Genomic DNA, 16,115 nt, shown 5'->3' with positions numbered 1-16,115 from the left:
ACACGTTTTTCTCTTATGCTAGACTCATTTCCAAAAGCATTATATAATAGTGATATGAAACCAACTAAACTAAACAAGAAATACAAGAAATAAAAACTCGTTTAAAAGACCCTACTAAAGCTAATACTAAACAAAAAATTAAATAGCAAACTAGGAAGTTTATTTCAAACAATCCAACATACTGATTTTATGCTGAAGATAATATTGGAGTGCTAATTAATGAGGTTATAATAAATAGCTGACAGCTTGTGTTGGTTTTAGATTTTTTAAGAGTAGATGAGTATTAAAACTATAAGGAGGACGCAGGTGGCTAAAAATTTAAAATTAAAATTAGCTCGGGTTGAGCTTGATTTAACTCAGGGTCAACTAGCAGATGCTGTCGGGGTGACGCGCCAGACTATTGGTTTGATAGAGGCGGGAAAATACAATCCCAGTCTCTCGCTCTGCCAGTCCATTTGCAGATGTTTAGGGAAAACCCTAGACCAACTATTTTGGGAGGAAGAAGATGGTAAATAAATTCATTCATTATCAATTACTTGACGAAAGAGAAGAACAACTAATCAATAAAGCTGGAGCGGAATCCTTTACCCTTTTCATTGGGCTTGTACTTCTAAGCTATTTGGTGGCAGTGTTGGCTCCATCTCTTTTTAATCCGAATTTTCTAGTCTATACTCTGATAGTAGGAATTTTCTTCTTTTTCAATCGTGCCCGTTATCTGGGAGTGACCTACTATAGTCGTTTTCATTTTACGATTTTGGGTTGTTTTTTCCTAACCTTGGCTATTACGGCTCTTTTGATGTTACAGAATTATCAATTCAACATAGAAGTTTATCAGCACAATCCTTTGAACGTTAAATACCTATCTGCTTGGGCAATTACTTATGTTATTTACCTTCCCTGGGTCTTTATTGGCAATCTTGGTCTTAAGAGCTATGGCGAATGGGCTCAGAAAAAGTTTGAACAAGATATGGATGAACTGGAGAGTGGAGAATAGCTTGTTACTCTTTTCTCAATCCAGCTAAAATGTGATATAATAGTACTAATTTATTGGAATACATGAAAGTTTTTGAAAATTTCATGTATTTCTAGTTAAGGAAGTAGGAAAAGTATGTATCCAGATGATAGTTTGACATTGCACACGGACTTGTACCAGATTAACATGATGCAGGTTTACTTTGACCAAGGGATTCACAATAAGAAGGCAGTTTTTGAGGTTTATTTCCGCCAACAGCCTTTTAAGAACGGCTATGCGGTTTTTGCAGGTTTGGAAAGAATTGTGAGTTATCTTGAAGACTTGCGTTTTTCAGATAGTGATATTGCCTATTTGGAGTCGCTAGGCTATCATGGGGAATTCTTGGACTACCTTCGCAATTTCAAGTTGGAGTTGACCGTTCGTTCTGCCCAAGAAGGGGACTTGGTTTTTGCTAATGAACCGATTGTGCAGGTGGAAGGACCTCTAGCCCAATGTCAGTTGGTCGAAACGGCTCTCTTAAACATCGTTAACTTTCAAACCTTGATAGCGACCAAGGCAGCACGTATTCGTTCAGTTATAGAAGATGAACCCTTGATGGAGTTTGGGACACGTCGGGCGCAAGAGATGGATGCGGCTATCTGGGGAACACGCGCAGCGGTGATTGGTGGAGCCAATGGAACTAGCAACGTGCGTGCGGGTAAACTCTTTGACATTCCTGTCTTGGGGACCCATGCCCATGCCTTGGTACAGGTTTATGGTAACGACTATGAGGCCTTTAAGGCTTACGCTGCGACCCACAAAAACTGTGTCTTTCTTGTGGATACCTATGACACCCTTCGTATCGGTGTACCAGCGGCCATTCAGGTGGCGCGTGAGCTAGGTGACCAGATTAACTTTATGGGTGTGCGGATTGACTCTGGGGATATTGCTTACATTTCCAAGAAAGTTCGTCAGCAATTGGACGAGGCTGGATTTACAGAGGCTAAGATTTATGCTTCAAATGATTTGGACGAAAATACCATCCTCAACCTCAAGATGCAAAAGGCCAAGATTGATGTCTGGGGCGTGGGAACTAAGCTGATTACAGCCTATGACCAGCCAGCTCTTGGGGCAGTTTATAAGATTGTTGCAATCGAAGATGAAAATGGCCAGATGCGCAATACCATCAAGCTGTCAAATAATGCTGAAAAAGTGTCTACACCAGGTAAGAAGCAGGTGTGGCGCATTACCAGTCGTGAAAAAGGCAAGTCAGAAGGAGACTATATCACTTATGATGGCGTAGATGTTGCCAGCATGACAGAAATCAAGATGTTCCATCCGACCTATACTTACATCAAGAAGACGGTTCGTAATTTTGACGCTGTTCCTCTCTTAGTGGATATCTTCAAAGACGGAAAATTGATTTACAACCTGCCTAGCTTGACTGAGATTCAGGATTATGCTCGTAAGGAATTTGACAAGCTTTGGGATGAATACAAGCGCGTGCTCAATCCTCAGCATTATCCAGTGGATTTGGCGCGTGATGTATGGCAAGACAAGATGGACTTGATTGACAAAATGCGCAAGGAAGCCCTTGGTGAAGGAGAAGAAGAATGAGTTTGCAAGAAACGATTATCCAAGAGCTGGGTGTCAAACCAGTGATTGATGCCCAGGAAGAAATCCGTCGTTCTATTGATTTCTTAAAAAGATACTTGAAAAAACACCCCTTCCTAAAGACCTTTGTATTAGGGATTTCTGGGGGACAAGATTCAACCTTAGCAGGACGTTTAGCTCAATTAGCTATGGAAGAACTGCGAGCAGAAACGGGAGACGACAGCTATAAATTTATCGCTGTCCGTCTGCCTTATGGAGTGCAAGCTGATGAAGCAGATGCTCAAAAAGCCTTAGCATTCATCCAACCAGATGTCAGCTTGGTTGTGAATATCAAGGAATCAGCTGACGCCATGACAGCTGCAGTTGAAGCGACAGGTAGTCCTGTTTCGGACTTCAACAAGGGGAATATCAAGGCTCGTAGTCGTATGATTGCTCAGTATGCCCTTGCTGGTTCCCATAGCGGAGCGGTCATTGGGACAGACCATGCTGCGGAAAATATCACAGGTTTCTTTACCAAGTTTGGTGACGGTGGTGCAGATATTTTACCCCTTTTCCGCCTCAATAAACGCCAAGGAAAACAATTATTGAAGGAACTAGGTGCAGACCCAGCCCTTTATGAAAAAATCCCAACAGCAGACCTAGAAGAAGATAAACCAGGCCTAGCTGATGAAGTAGCACTCGGAGTCACTTATGAAGAGATTGACGACTACCTAGAAGGCAAAACAATCAGCCCAGAAGCCCAAGAGACTATCGAAAACTGGTGGTACAAAGGTCAACATAAACGCCACCTGCCCATCACTGTCTTTGATGACTTTTGGGAGTGAAAACCTCCAGTGGAGGTTTTCAGCTTCTCACCTTGAAATAAGAAAGTGAGAGAAGGTTCGGGGGACCTTTTTAGCTTCTTGCCCTGAAACTCGAGAGCAAGAATAACCTCCAGTGGAGGTTTTCAGCCTCTCGCCTTGAAATAAGAAAGTGAGAGAAGGTCCGGGGGGCCTTTTTAGCCCGAGTCTAAAAATAGAAAAACGAGGAAGGTTCGGTAACTCACCGAGTTCGATTTTGTCGTTTCACCCCCGCAACGATGACTAGGTTTGAAAAAGCTTGCTAGAGCGTATTTCAAACCAGACAGCGACTGCGTCAAGGAACTAGATGAAAAACTTGTTTTTTAGTTGTTACTGAGTTTAGTCTTTTTACCCTGAGCATGGAAACAGGTAAGCGAAGAAGGTCCGAGAAACCTTTTTAGCTTATTACCTTGAAATTCAAAAGCAAAGCAAATATAAATGGAGATTGGACATAGAATCATCTATCAGAAAGCGAGGTAGTTTCGTGAAATCTATCGGTACACAAACATTACAGACAGAACGTTTGATTTTAAGAAGATTTGTGGAAAGTGATGCAGAAGCCATGTTTCAGAATTGGGCTTCATCCGCTGAGAATCTGACCTATGTCACTTGGGATCCCCATTCTGATGTCGATGTGACTCGAAATTCCATTCGTAATTGGGTTGCCTCTTATACAAATCCCAACTATTACAAATGGGCCATTTGTCTCAAAGAAAAGCCAGAGCAGGTGATAGGAGATATCAGCATCGTTGCAATAGATGAGAACGATTCTTCTTGTGAAATTGGTTATGTGTTAGGCAAGAAATACTGGGGTCATGGTATAATGACGGAGGCCTTGAAAGCTGTCTTGGATTTCTGTTTTACTCAAGCAGGTTTTCAAGATGTCAGAGCACGATATGCTAGTCTCAATCCAGTTTCAGGTCGTGTCATGGAGAAGGCTGGAATGTCCTATCTAAAGACTATTACCAATGGTGTAGAGAGAAAAGGCTATCTTGCGGACCTTATTTATTATCAGATAAGTAGGGAAGACTAGTGAAATTTCTTTTCTGTTTCCATCAAAGTCAGACTGTGTCTGGCTTTTTTTGCAATATTTTTTACATAACCTGATTAAATTCCTATTTTTCCCTATCATTGTCCCTGTTTTTTCTGGAATTTTGGGGCTATAATAATCCTATCAAATCAAAGAATGGAGGAAGGCAATGGATAATATAATCTTTTTTATCAGTGTTTTTCTTGCTGGAATTCTTTCCTTCTTTTCTCCTTGTATCTTACCCTTGTTACCGGTTTATGCAGGGGTCTTGTTGGATGACAAAGATGGTGCTCAGGCTTCTAGTGGAAAATATTCAATCTCACTTGTTAGTCTATTGCGAACTCTAGCTTTTATAATAGGGATTTCCTTTGTTTTTATCTTACTAGGCTATGGAGCTGGTTTTTTAGGCAATTTGCTGTATGCTTCTTGGTTTCAGTATGTGACGGGTGCGGTTATCATTCTTTTGGGCTTGCACCAGATGGAAGTCTTACATTTTCAGGGACTTTACAAGGAAAGAAGGCTAAAACTACAGAGACAGGGGCAAAAGGGTAAGGGCTATAGTCAGGCATTTTTACTGGGGTTGACCTTCAGTTTTGCTTGGACGCCATGTGTAGGACCGGTTCTGGGCTCTGTTTTGGCTTTGGCGGCTTCAGGTGGCTCAGGTGCTTGGCAGGGAGCTGCTCTCATGTTGATTTACACGCTGGGTCTAGCGCTACCATTTTTGGTTCTAGCTCTAGCATCCAGCTATATTTTGAAACATTTCCGGAAACTCCATCCTTATCTCGGAACACTCAAAAAAGTGGGTGGTTTGCTCATTATCGTGATGGGAATTTTGGTTCTTTTGGGAAATGCTTCCATTTTGACTACATTATTTGAATAGAGAGGAAGAAGAAATGAAAAAATGGCAAACATGTCTCCTTGGAGTAGGCTCAATTTGTTGCCTGGCAGCCTGTTCGGCTAAAAACATGTCAGACGAATCTACTATGAAGGAGCAAACAAAAACAGAACAAGTTAGTTCGCAAACTGCGACTAAAGGTCAGACAGTTGCTGATTTCGAACTGACGGGAGTAGATGGCAAGACCTACCGCTTGTCTGATTATAAGGGTAAGAAAATCTATCTCAAATTCTGGGCTTCTTGGTGTTCCATCTGTCTAGCCAGTCTACCAGATACAGATGAAATTGCTAAGGATGCTGGTGATGATTATGTGGTCTTGACAGTGGTGTCTCCTGGACACAAGGGGGAACAAGCAGAGTCGGCCTTTAAAAACTGGTACAAGGGCTTGGATTATAAAAATTTCCCAGTTCTAATTGATCCGTCAGGCAAGCTTTTGGAAAGTTATGGTGTCCGTTCTTACCCAACTCAAGCCTTTATAGACAAGGAAGGAAAGCTGGTCAAAACGCAACCTGGTTTTATGGATAAGGATATGATTTTAAAAACATTGAAAGAAATGGGGTAGAGAAAGATCATGAATGATAAAGTAAAATTGTTTGTCTTGGCAGGAATCTTTTTCTTAGCCATAAGCGGTTTCTATTTTCTATTGATGCGAAATGCAGGGCAGACAGATAGCTCGCAAATTGAGAAAGCATCAGTTAGCCAAGGAGGAAAAACAGTGAAAAAAACAGAAGTTAGCAAAGACGCAGATTTGCACGAAATTTATCTAGCTGGAGGATGTTTCTGGGGAGTTGAGGAATATTTCTCACGCGTTCCCGGTGTGACAGATGCCGTATCAGGCTATGCAAATGGTAGAGGGGAAACAACCAAGTACGAATTGATTAACCAAACAGGTCATGCGGAGACTGTTCATGTTACCTATGATGCTAATCAAATTTCCCTCAAGGAAATCCTGCTTCATTATTTCCGCATTATCAATCCAACCAGCAAAAATAAACAAGGAAATGATGTGGGAACCCAGTACCGTACTGGTGTTGATTACACAGATGACAAGGATTTAGAGGTGATTAACCAAGTCTTTGATGAGGTGGCTAAGAAATACGACCAACCTCTAGCAGTTGAAAAGGAACCCTTGAAGAATTTTGTAGTGGCAGAGGATTACCACCAAGACTATCTCAAGAAAAATCCAAATGGCTACTGTCATATCAATGTTAATCAGGCGGCCTACCCCGTCATCGATGGCAGCAAATATCCCAAACCAAGTGATGAGGAATTGAAAAAGACCCTGTCACCTGAGGAGTATGCAGTTACTCAGAAAAATCAAACAGAACGAGCTTTCTCAAACCGCTACTGGGATAAATTTGAATCTGGTATCTATGTGGATGTGGCAACTGGCGAACCCCTCTTTTCATCAAAGGATAAGTTTGAGTCTGGTTGTGGCTGGCCTAGTTTTACCCAACCCATCAGTCCAGATGTTGCTACCTACAAGGAAGATAAGTCTTACAATATGACACGCATGGAAGTGCGGAGCCGAGTTGGAGATTCTCACCTTGGCCATGTCTTTACGGACGGCCCACAGGACAAGGGTGGCTTACGCTACTGTATCAATAGTCTCTCTATCCGCTTTATTCCCAAAGATCAAATGGAAGAAAAAGGTTACGCTTATTTACTAGATTATGTCGATTAAGAGGGCTTTCCTAAGCAGTTAGAGGAGAATTTTGCTATACTGATACTAGTAAGTGACAAAGGAGCCGAGCATGACCTATACAATCTTAATCGTAGAAGATGAATATCTGGTAAGACAAGGTTTGACCAAGCTGGTCAATGTAGCAGCCTACGATATGGAAATCATCGGTCAGGCTGAAAATGGAAGGCAGGCTTGGGAATTGATTCAAAAGCAGGTGCCAGATATTATTTTAACCGATATCAACATGCCTCAGCTGAATGGCATCCAGTTAGCCAGTCTGGTACGAGAAACCTATCCTCAGGTTCATTTGGTCTTTTTAACAGGCTACGATGATTTTGATTATGCCTTGTCTGCTGTCAAACTCGGTGTGGATGACTACCTGCTCAAGCCCTTTTCTCGTCAGGATATTGAGGAAATGTTGGGGAAAATCAAGCAAAAGTTGGATAAGGAAGAAAAGGAAGAGCAGTTACAAGATTTATTGACTGATAAGTTTGAGGGAAATATTGCTCAGAAAATTCAGTCTCATCTGGCTGATAGTCAATTTAGTTTAAAGTCTTTGGCTAGTGACTTGGGATTTAGCCCGACTTATCTGAGTTCCTTGATTAAGAAAGAGTTGGGCCTACCTTTTCAGGATTATTTGGTGCGAGAACGTGTCAAACAGGCCAAGCTCTTGCTTTTAACTACGGATCTGAAAATTTACGAGATTGCAGAGAAGGTTGGTTTTGAAGATATGAACTACTTTACCCAACGTTTTAAACAGATTGCAGGTGTGACACCTCGTCAGTTTAAGAAGGGGGAAGGTCGATGAAGCGTTCTTCACTCCTAGTTAGAATGGTTATTTCTATCTTTCTGGTCTTTCTCATTCTCCTAGCTCTGGTTGGGACTTTCTACTATCAATCTAGTTCTTCAGCCATTGAGGCTACCATTGAAGGCAATAGCCAAACGACTATCAGCCAGACTAGTCACTTTATCCATTCTTATATCAAAAAATTAGAAACCACCTCGACTAGCTTGACCCAGCAGGCGGACGTCCTAGCTTATGCTGAGAACCCCAATCAAGACAAGGTCAAGGGAATTCGAGATCTATTTTTGACCATTTTGAAGGCAGACCAGGACTTGAAAGCTGTTGTACTGGTAACCAAATCTGGTCAGGTCATTTCTACGGATGATAGTGTGCAGATGAAAACTTCCTCAGATATGATGACTGAGGATTGGTACCAAAAGGCTATTCATCAGGGAGCTAAGCCCGTTTTGACACCAGCTCGTAAATCAGATAGCCAGTGGGTCATTTCTGTCACTCAAGAACTTGTTGATGCAAAGGGAGCTAATCTGGGCGTTCTTCGTTTGGATATTTCTTACGAAACTCTGGAAGCCTATCTTAACCAACTTCAGTTGGGTCAGCAGGGCTTTGCCTTTATCATCAATGAAAATCATGAATTTGTTTATCATCCTCAACACACAGTTTATAGTTCGTCTAGCGAAATGGAGGCCATGAAACCCTATATTGAGACAGGGCAGGGCTATACTCCAGATCACAAATCCTATGTCAGTCAAGAAAAGATTGCAGGAACTGATTGGACGGTGCTGGGCGTGTCTTCACTGGAGAAGCTAGACAAGGTTCGGAGTCAACTCATGTGGACCTTGCTCGGTGCTAGCGTTACATCTCTTCTGGCCTGTCTCTGTTTGGTGTGGTTCAGTCTTAAACGCTGGATTGCCCCTTTGAAGGATTTGAGAGAAACAATGTTGGAAATTGCTTCTGGTGCTCAAAATCTTCGTGCCAAAGAAGCTGGTGCCTATGAACTGAGAGAAGTGACTCGTCAGTTTAATGCCATGTTGGATCAGATTGATCAGCTGATGGCAGATGTGCGCAAACAGGAAGAAACGACCCGTCAGTATGAACTTCAAGCCTTGTCGAGTCAGATTAACCCCCATTTCCTCTACAATACTTTGGACACCATCATCTGGATGGCTGAATTTCAGGATAGTCAGCGAGTGGTTCAGGTGACCAAGTCCTTGGCGACTTATTTCCGCCTAGCGCTCAATCAGGGTAAAGATTTGATTTGCCTGTCTGACGAAATTAACCATGTCCGCCAGTATCTCTTTATCCAGAAACAACGCTATGGCGATAAGCTGGAATACGAAATTAATGAAAATCCTGCCTTCGATAATCTAGTCTTGCCCAAGCTGGTGTTGCAACCTCTAGTAGAAAATGCTCTTTACCATGGCATCAAGGAGAAGGAAGGTCAGGGACATATTAAAGTTTCTGTTCAGAAACAGTATAGAGGACTAGTCATCCGCATTGAAGATGATGGCGTTGGCTTCCAAGATGCTAGCGATAGTAGTCAGAGTCAGCTCAAACGTGGAGGAGTTGGTCTGCCAAATGTTGACCAGCGTCTTAAACTTCATTTTGGAGAAGATTATCAGATGAAGATTGATTCTGCACCTTGCAAAGGAACGACGGTTGAAATATACATAAATAGAATAGAAACTAGCTAACTCCCAGTCAATTCTGGGAGTTTTATGCGTAATTGGGCAAGCTTTCTAGGTTGTCTATCTTGCTAAAAACAAGAAAAAACGATATGATAGATAGTGACAAAAGAGGTATCAAGTATGAAGGAAAAAGACATTCAAAGAGAAACAAGCCAGATTGTAGAAGATGTGTTAGAAAAGGCCAATTTGAAGCAAGGATCTATCTTTGTTTTGGGCCTTTCTTCTAGTGAAGTGATAGGTGGTCAGATTGGTAAGGAATCCAGCCAAGAAATTGGGGAAATCATTGTGAAGACCATCCTAGATATCCTAGAGGAAAAAGGAATTCATCTAGCTGTTCAAGGTTGTGAACATGTCAATCGGGCCCTCGTTGTTGAACGTCAGGTTGCAGAGCAGTTTGCTCTGGAAATAGTTAGTGTCCTTCCTACCCTTCATGCAGGAGGTTCAGGTCAGTTGGCAGCCTTCAAGTTTATGCAAGATCCAGTTGAGGTTGAATTTATCAAGGCTCATGCTGGATTGGATATCGGAGACACTGCAATTGGCATGCATGTCAAGCATGTTCAGGTTCCGATTCGCCCTCTTTTGAGAGAAATTGGGCATGCCCATGTAACGGCTCTTGCTAGTCGTCCAAAATTAATTGGAGGTGCGCGTGCGCACTATCCGCAAGATTCTATTAGAAAGTCATAAGAATGAGAAAAACAAAACAACAACTTGAAAAAATTACTAAATATTCCATTCGCAAGTTAACTGTTGGGGTTGGTCCTGTAGCCATCGGGGCCTTCCTTTTTGGTGCAAGTGCCCTTTCAGTAGATAAGGTACAAGCCAATGAAGTTGGTGGAGCTCATAGCGTTCATTACCGTTATTTGGCGGAGCAGGAGTTGACCGAGTCTGAAAAAGCCTTAATTCACCATGAAGTCCCTTCGGAGTTTCAAGAGGATGATATTATCTATGCAGTGTATCGAAAGAAAGCTAGTACCTACCAAGAACTTCCTTATACAGGGAGTAAAGAATTAGCCTTGGCTGGTATAGGGTTGGCTACGGCTTCTTTGGCTGTTTTATTAATCTCTAAAAAACATCGTGGTAAGGTGCTTGGTGTCTTATTAATTAGTTCGATTGGTGCAAGCAACTTTGTTCCTTTCACCACATTTGCGTTTGAAAATAAAGAATTGCTTTCTTATAACCAAACTATTTCGGCTTCTACACATGAAGGTTTGGCTGAAGGGATTATCCACATTGATGGCTATGAATACATTGGATACTTCAAGGAAGCAGAACTCCATCCATCAAGACCAGCCTCAGCTGAGAAGCCTCAGTTGTCATTAGAAAAGCAAAGTGCAAATGAAATCGAGAAGACAGAAGTAGTTCAAGAAAAACCAGTTTCTGAGAAGCCTCAAACTAGACAGGAAGAGAGCTTGGTAGAGATTCCGTTTGAAACAGTCACAAGCCCAGATGCGAATCTAGCAGAAGGACAGACTCGTATCGTCACAGCCGGAGTAAATGGTCAGCGCCGCCTTGTAACCAAAGTATCAATGGTTAATGGTCAAGAAGTTAGAGAAGTTATCGAAGACCAAGTGGTTCAAAATCCTGTGTCACAAGTGATTGCAGTCGGAACGAAGAAAGAGGTGCAACCTGCTCCAACTCCAACTCCACAAGCTGAACCAACTCATCAAGTAGCTAAAGGGACGCAAGAGGAAGGTAAAACTGGCCAAGCCTTAACACAACCTGAATTGCCAGAGGCTCCAGTAGAAGCAAAAGGGACTCAAGAACCAGGTAAAGAGGGCCAAGCTCTAACGCAACCAACCTTACCAGAGGCTCCAGTTGAAGCAAAAGGTACACAAGAGGGAGGAAAAGAAGGTCAAGCTCTAACACAACCAGAACTTCCAGAGGCTCCAGTTGAAGCAAAAGGTACCCAAGAGGAAGGCAAAGAAGGCCAAGCCTTAACACAACCAACCTTACCAGAGGCTCCAGTTGAAGCAAAAGGTACACAAGAGGATGGTAAAACTGGTCAAGCCCTTGTACAAGATCAGTTACCTGAGTACAAAGTAACTGAGGGAACCCTTGTTGAAACATCGACTACAGACTTAGACTACAAAACTGAGACGATTGAGGACCCAACTAAGTATACGGACGAAGAAACTGTCCTACGAAATGGTGAAAAAGGTAGCCAAGTTACTAAAACAACTTATAAAACAGTAGAAGGTGTTAAAACGGACCAAGTTCTTTCAACTAGCACAGAAGTTACCAAGGAACCTGTAAACCAACAGGTAAGTCGTGGAACAAAACCAATTGAAGGAACTCTGGTAGAAGAAAGTCTTGAAAAGATTCCATTTAAGGAAGTTGTTAAAGAAGATGACCAACTGAAAAAAGGTGAAAGAGTTACTGTCCAAGAAGGAAAAGATGGGCAGAAAAAAGTTACCAAAACTTACAAAACTATCAAAGGTTTAAAAACTGAAGAAGCACCTAAAATTGTGGAACAGGTTCTGGAGTTAGACCAAGATCGTATCGTCAAATTAGGAACTAAAAACTTTGAAAAACCAATCTTAAGTTTGTCACTTGTTGATGTTCAAGATTTGAAACGATCATCTCAAATTCGTTATAATTTGGAAAATCCAAGTAAGGCAGCCATTAAATCTATCACCCTAACTCTGAAAAAAGGTGACGAGATTGTGAAGACATTGAATGTTTCACCAGAAGATCTAACAGCTTCTTTGACAGACTTACAGTACTACAAAGATTATAAACTTGAAACGAAGATGGTTTATGACCGTGGTGAGGGTGATGAGGAAGAAGTTCTGAAGGAAGAGCCGCTAAGAATTGATCTCAAAAAAGTTGAAATCAAAAACATCAAAGAAACAAGCTTGATAAGTGTTGATGCTGACGGAAACGAAACAGACACTAGTTTGCTGACAGAAAAACCAGCTAATCTTGCTCCACTCTACCTACGAGTTACAACTCACGACAACAAAGTTACAAGACTGGCTGTTGCCAAGATTGAAGAAATAGAAAAAGACGGAAAAACGTTATTTAAAGTTACTGCAACAGCTCCTGATTTAGTTCAGCACATAGATGCTTCTAAATTGGCAAACGAGTATGTCCATTACTTTGAAAAACAAAAAGCACACGATGGTGATGTATATTATAGCTTTAAAGACCTAGTAACGGCTATGAAAGCTAACCCAAGTGGTACCTTTAAACTTGGTGCAGATTTGAATGCAGCAAATGTACCAACTCCGAATAAACAATATGTACCTGGTAAATTTAGCGGAACTTTAACAAGTGTTGACGGTAAACAATATACCATTCATAATATGGCTCGTCAGTTATTCGATAACGTTGAAGGCGGTACAGTTAAAAACATTAACTTAGGTAATGTTAATATTAATATGCCTTGGATTGAAAATATTTCCGCACTATCAAGAGTAATTAAAAATGCCACAGTTGAAAATGTTAAGGTAACTGGTAGTATCCTTGGTAAAGATGGTATTGCTGGTATCGTAAATAAAGGAGATACTGGTGGACTTCTTAAAAATGTTGCTTTCATCGGTAAACTAACAGGTGTCGGTAATAAAGGTTGGGATCTTGGTGGTATCGCCGGAGAACTTTGGCGTGGTAATATTAAACATGCATACGTAGATGCTGATATTGTTGCAGATAGAGCACGTGTTGGTGGACTTGTCGCTAGAACCGATAACGGTTCTGATCCTAATGGTATTGATAAATACGCTTCTGTTCGTAACGCTGTTACTAAAGGAACTATTGATGTGAAGAACCCTGTTGAGGTAGGTGGTTTCATTAGTAAAAACTGGACATGGGGGCGTGTTGCTGACACAGTTTCAATGATGAAAGTCAAAAACGGTGAAGAATTCTACGGTTCTAGAGATTTAGAAGCAGAAGGTGGATATTACACAAAAAACTGGATTGAAAGAAACTACGTTGTTAAAGATGTGAGTGAAGGTTCTCACTCATTTAACGGTTCTCGTAGTAAACGAATCCAAGAGATCAGCTTAGAAGAAGCCAACAAGAAAATAGAGTCATTCGGGATTACAGCTGATAAATTTGAAATTGCTCCACTTGTGGAAGATACACTAAATAGTGTAAAACCAAAATCTGACACTTACAAGGATACTCAAGATTATGACGCATCTCGTGAGCTTGCTTACCGTAACATTGAAAAACTTCAACCGTTCTACAATAAAGAATGGATTGTCAACCAAGGTAATAAGATTCCTGCAAATTCTAAATTACTAACTACTGAAGTTTTATCTGTTACAGGTATGAAAGATGGACAATTTGTGACCGACTTATCAGATGCTGATCACATTATGATTCATTACGCTGATAAGACGAAAGAAATTAAAGCTATTACACAAAAAGAATCTAAGGTTCAACAAGTTCGTGAATATAGTATTGAAGGATTAGGTGATATTGTCTATACACCAAATATGGTTGTTAAAGATAGGACACAATTGATCAGCGATATCAAAGCTAAATTAGCTTCTGTTGAACTTGATTCAGATGAAGTTCGTAAGATTAATAACAATCCTAAGATGTTATACATGGAAGAAAGCTTCAAAGAAGTAAAAGATAATCTTGATGCTTTAGTTAAAGCTTTAGTTGAAAATGAAGACCATCAATTAAATACGGACGAAGCAGCTAAACGTGCATTGATTAAAAAAGTTGAAGATAACAAAGCTAAAATCATGTTAGCTCTGGCTTATTTAAACCAATACTATGGAATTAAATTTGACGGATTAAATATCAAAAATATGATGACCTTCAAACCTGATTTCTACGGTAAGAACGTTAACGTACTTGATAGATTAATCAGCTTCGCTTCAAATGGTAACAACCTAAAAGGTGATCAATCACATGATGCATTTAACAGAGCTCTTGCAAGTGCTACTGGTAAAGCTAACTTACACGAATTCCTGAAGTACAACATGGAATTATTCACTAGTGAAACAGATATGAATACTTGGTTCAAGAATAACATTGCAGATAACGCTTATGTTGTTGAGAAACAATCATCAAATCCAGATTTCGCTAATAAGAAACATAAATTGTATGAAGTAATTAATAATGGACATCACGGACGTTATATTCTACCACTTCTGAATTTGAAGAAAGCGCATATGATCTTAATTACGACCTATAATACCATTGCGTTTAGTTCATTTGAGAAATACGGTAAGAACACAGCAGAAGAACGTGAAGCGTTCAAGAAGCAAGTTGATTTACGTGCGCAAGAACAAATCAATTATTTAGACTTCTGGTCAAGACTTGCTGCAGATAATGTACGAAATAATCTTCTTAAGAGTGAAAATATGGTACCATCTGCAATTTGGGATAACCATGATGTACCAGGTTTGGGATGGGTTGACCGTATGGGACATACGAAGAAAGGCGATTTTGCTCCAATTCGTGAATTCTATGGTCCGACTGATAAGTGGCACGGATACAATGGAATGGGTGCATACGCTTATATCTTCCAAAATCCACAACCACAAGAGGCTGTATATTACATCATCTCTAGCATGATTAGTGATTTTGGTACATCTGCATTCACTCACGAAACAACTCACATCAATGACCGTATGGCCTACTTAGGAACATGGCGTCACCGTGAAGGAACAGATGTTGAAGCCTTTGCTCAAGGTATGTTACAATCACCATCAGTTTCAAATCCAAATGGTGAATATGGTGCCTTAGGATTAAACATGGCTTACGAACGTCAAAATGATGGAAATCAAATTTACAACTATAATCCGAATGTGTTAAATAGTCGTGAGAAAATCGATCACTACATGAAGAATTACAATGAATCCATGATGATGCTTGATTACTTAGAAGCTGAGTCTGTCATCAAGAAAAATACTGGAACAAATGATAAGTGGTTCAAGAAGATCGATAAGAAATATCGTGAAAAAGCGGATCGCAATGGCTTAGTTGGTGAACCACACCAATGGGATTTAGTTCGTGATTTGAATGATGGCGAAAAGAATACGAAGCTGACAAGTATTGATCAACTGGTTGATGGAAACTTTGCAACGAAACATGGATTACCAGGAAATGGTCATTACCGTACTGAAGGATTTGATTCTGCTTATACTGTAGTAAATATGATGACAGGTATTTATGGTGGTAATACAAGTAAGAGTGCGGTTGGTTCAATCTCATTCAAACATAATACCTTCCGTATGTGGGGTTACTTCGGTTATCTAGACGGGTTCTTAGGTTATGCATCAAACAAATACAAGCAAGAATCTAAAGCTGCTGGTAATGTAGGTCTTGGTGATGACTTTATTATTAATAAAGTTTCTAACGGCAAATTCCAAAGCTTAGAAGCATGGAAGAAAGCATGGTATCATGAAGTACACGAAAAAGCCCAAAGAGGTTTTGTTGAAATTGAAATCGATGGTCAAAAGATTTCAACTTACGCACAACTTCAGACCTTATTTGATGCAGCGGTCGAAAAAGACCTTCAAGGTAATGATTTCAAGAATACTGTAGATCTTAAATGGAAGGTTTACAAACAACTCTTGCAAAAATCAGATGGATTTGCTGGTGATTTATTCACTAAAGCATAATCAATAGTAAGAAAATAATAAAAAGGT

The 16,115-nt window shown here is 40.5% G+C and carries 12 protein-coding genes; all 12 read left to right on the top strand.

All coding sequences use genetic code 11. The features are described from left to right. Window positions 1-306 precede the first annotated feature (306 nt). The 12 genes from KUA57_RS05440 to KUA57_RS05385 all read left to right on the top strand — a co-directional run bounded on the left by KUA57_RS05440 (window position 307) and on the right by KUA57_RS05385 (window position 16,088). Entirely contained in the window at window positions 307-516 is a 210-nt protein-coding gene (locus KUA57_RS05440; RefSeq protein WP_020902217.1) for a helix-turn-helix transcriptional regulator, read from the top strand. Further along, window positions 506-994: a DUF6773 family protein gene (locus KUA57_RS05435; protein ID WP_218493802.1), complete on the top strand. Its 489-nt coding sequence runs from the start codon at window positions 506-508 to the stop codon at window positions 992-994. Before KUA57_RS05440 ends, KUA57_RS05435 begins: the two co-directional genes overlap by 11 nt. Before the next feature lie 114 nt (window positions 995-1,108). Beyond that, a complete protein-coding gene (locus tag KUA57_RS05430) occupies window positions 1,109-2,569 on the top strand; it encodes a nicotinate phosphoribosyltransferase (RefSeq protein WP_218493801.1) in 1,461 nt (486 codons plus the stop codon). After that, window positions 2,566-3,390 (top strand): NAD(+) synthase, encoded by an 825-nt coding sequence (nadE, locus tag KUA57_RS05425; RefSeq protein ID WP_070482141.1) that lies wholly within the window; start codon window positions 2,566-2,568, stop codon window positions 3,388-3,390. Before KUA57_RS05430 ends, nadE begins: the two co-directional genes overlap by 4 nt. A gap of 499 nt (window positions 3,391-3,889) precedes the next feature. Then, entirely contained in the window at window positions 3,890-4,438 is a 549-nt protein-coding gene (locus tag KUA57_RS05420) for a GNAT family N-acetyltransferase (RefSeq protein WP_218493800.1), read from the top strand. Between the two features lie 166 nt (window positions 4,439-4,604). Further along, window positions 4,605-5,315 (top strand): thiol-disulfide oxidoreductase-associated membrane protein CcdA2, encoded by a 711-nt coding sequence (gene ccdA2, locus KUA57_RS05415; protein ID WP_218493799.1) that lies wholly within the window; start codon window positions 4,605-4,607, stop codon window positions 5,313-5,315. Between the two features lie 13 nt (window positions 5,316-5,328). Beyond that, window positions 5,329-5,892 carry a redoxin family protein gene (locus tag KUA57_RS05410; RefSeq protein WP_218493798.1) on the top strand — a complete coding sequence of 188 codons (564 nt, stop codon included), beginning with the start codon at window positions 5,329-5,331 and terminating at the stop codon, window positions 5,890-5,892. A gap of 9 nt (window positions 5,893-5,901) precedes the next feature. Continuing rightward, window positions 5,902-7,014, top strand: a complete 1,113-nt coding sequence (gene msrB, locus KUA57_RS05405) for a peptide-methionine (R)-S-oxide reductase MsrB (protein ID WP_218493797.1) — start codon at window positions 5,902-5,904, stop codon at window positions 7,012-7,014. A 70-nt stretch (window positions 7,015-7,084) separates the two neighbouring features. After that, window positions 7,085-7,822 carry a response regulator transcription factor gene (locus KUA57_RS05400; protein ID WP_084937094.1) on the top strand — a complete coding sequence of 246 codons (738 nt, stop codon included), beginning with the start codon at window positions 7,085-7,087 and terminating at the stop codon, window positions 7,820-7,822. Further along, window positions 7,819-9,510, top strand: coding sequence for a cache domain-containing sensor histidine kinase (locus tag KUA57_RS05395; protein WP_115904160.1), 1,692 nt, complete (start codon window positions 7,819-7,821; stop codon window positions 9,508-9,510). The genes KUA57_RS05400 and KUA57_RS05395 overlap by 4 nt, the downstream gene beginning before the upstream one ends. Window positions 9,511-9,624: 114 nt before the next feature. Then, window positions 9,625-10,188, top strand: a complete 564-nt coding sequence (locus KUA57_RS05390) for a TIGR01440 family protein (RefSeq protein WP_049510992.1) — start codon at window positions 9,625-9,627, stop codon at window positions 10,186-10,188. Window positions 10,189-10,190: 2 nt separating this feature from the next. Continuing rightward, window positions 10,191-16,088, top strand: a complete 5,898-nt coding sequence (locus KUA57_RS05385) for a ZmpA/ZmpB/ZmpC family metallo-endopeptidase (protein ID WP_218493796.1) — start codon at window positions 10,191-10,193, stop codon at window positions 16,086-16,088. The last annotated feature ends 27 nt before the right edge of the window (window positions 16,089-16,115 follow it).

It is taken from the genome of Streptococcus vulneris (assembly GCF_019218685.1).
Classification (GTDB): Bacteria; Bacillota; Bacilli; order Lactobacillales; family Streptococcaceae; genus Streptococcus; species Streptococcus vulneris.
The sequence above is the reverse complement of the archived record's forward strand: the minus strand, read 5'-3'. Positions and strand labels throughout refer to the sequence as shown.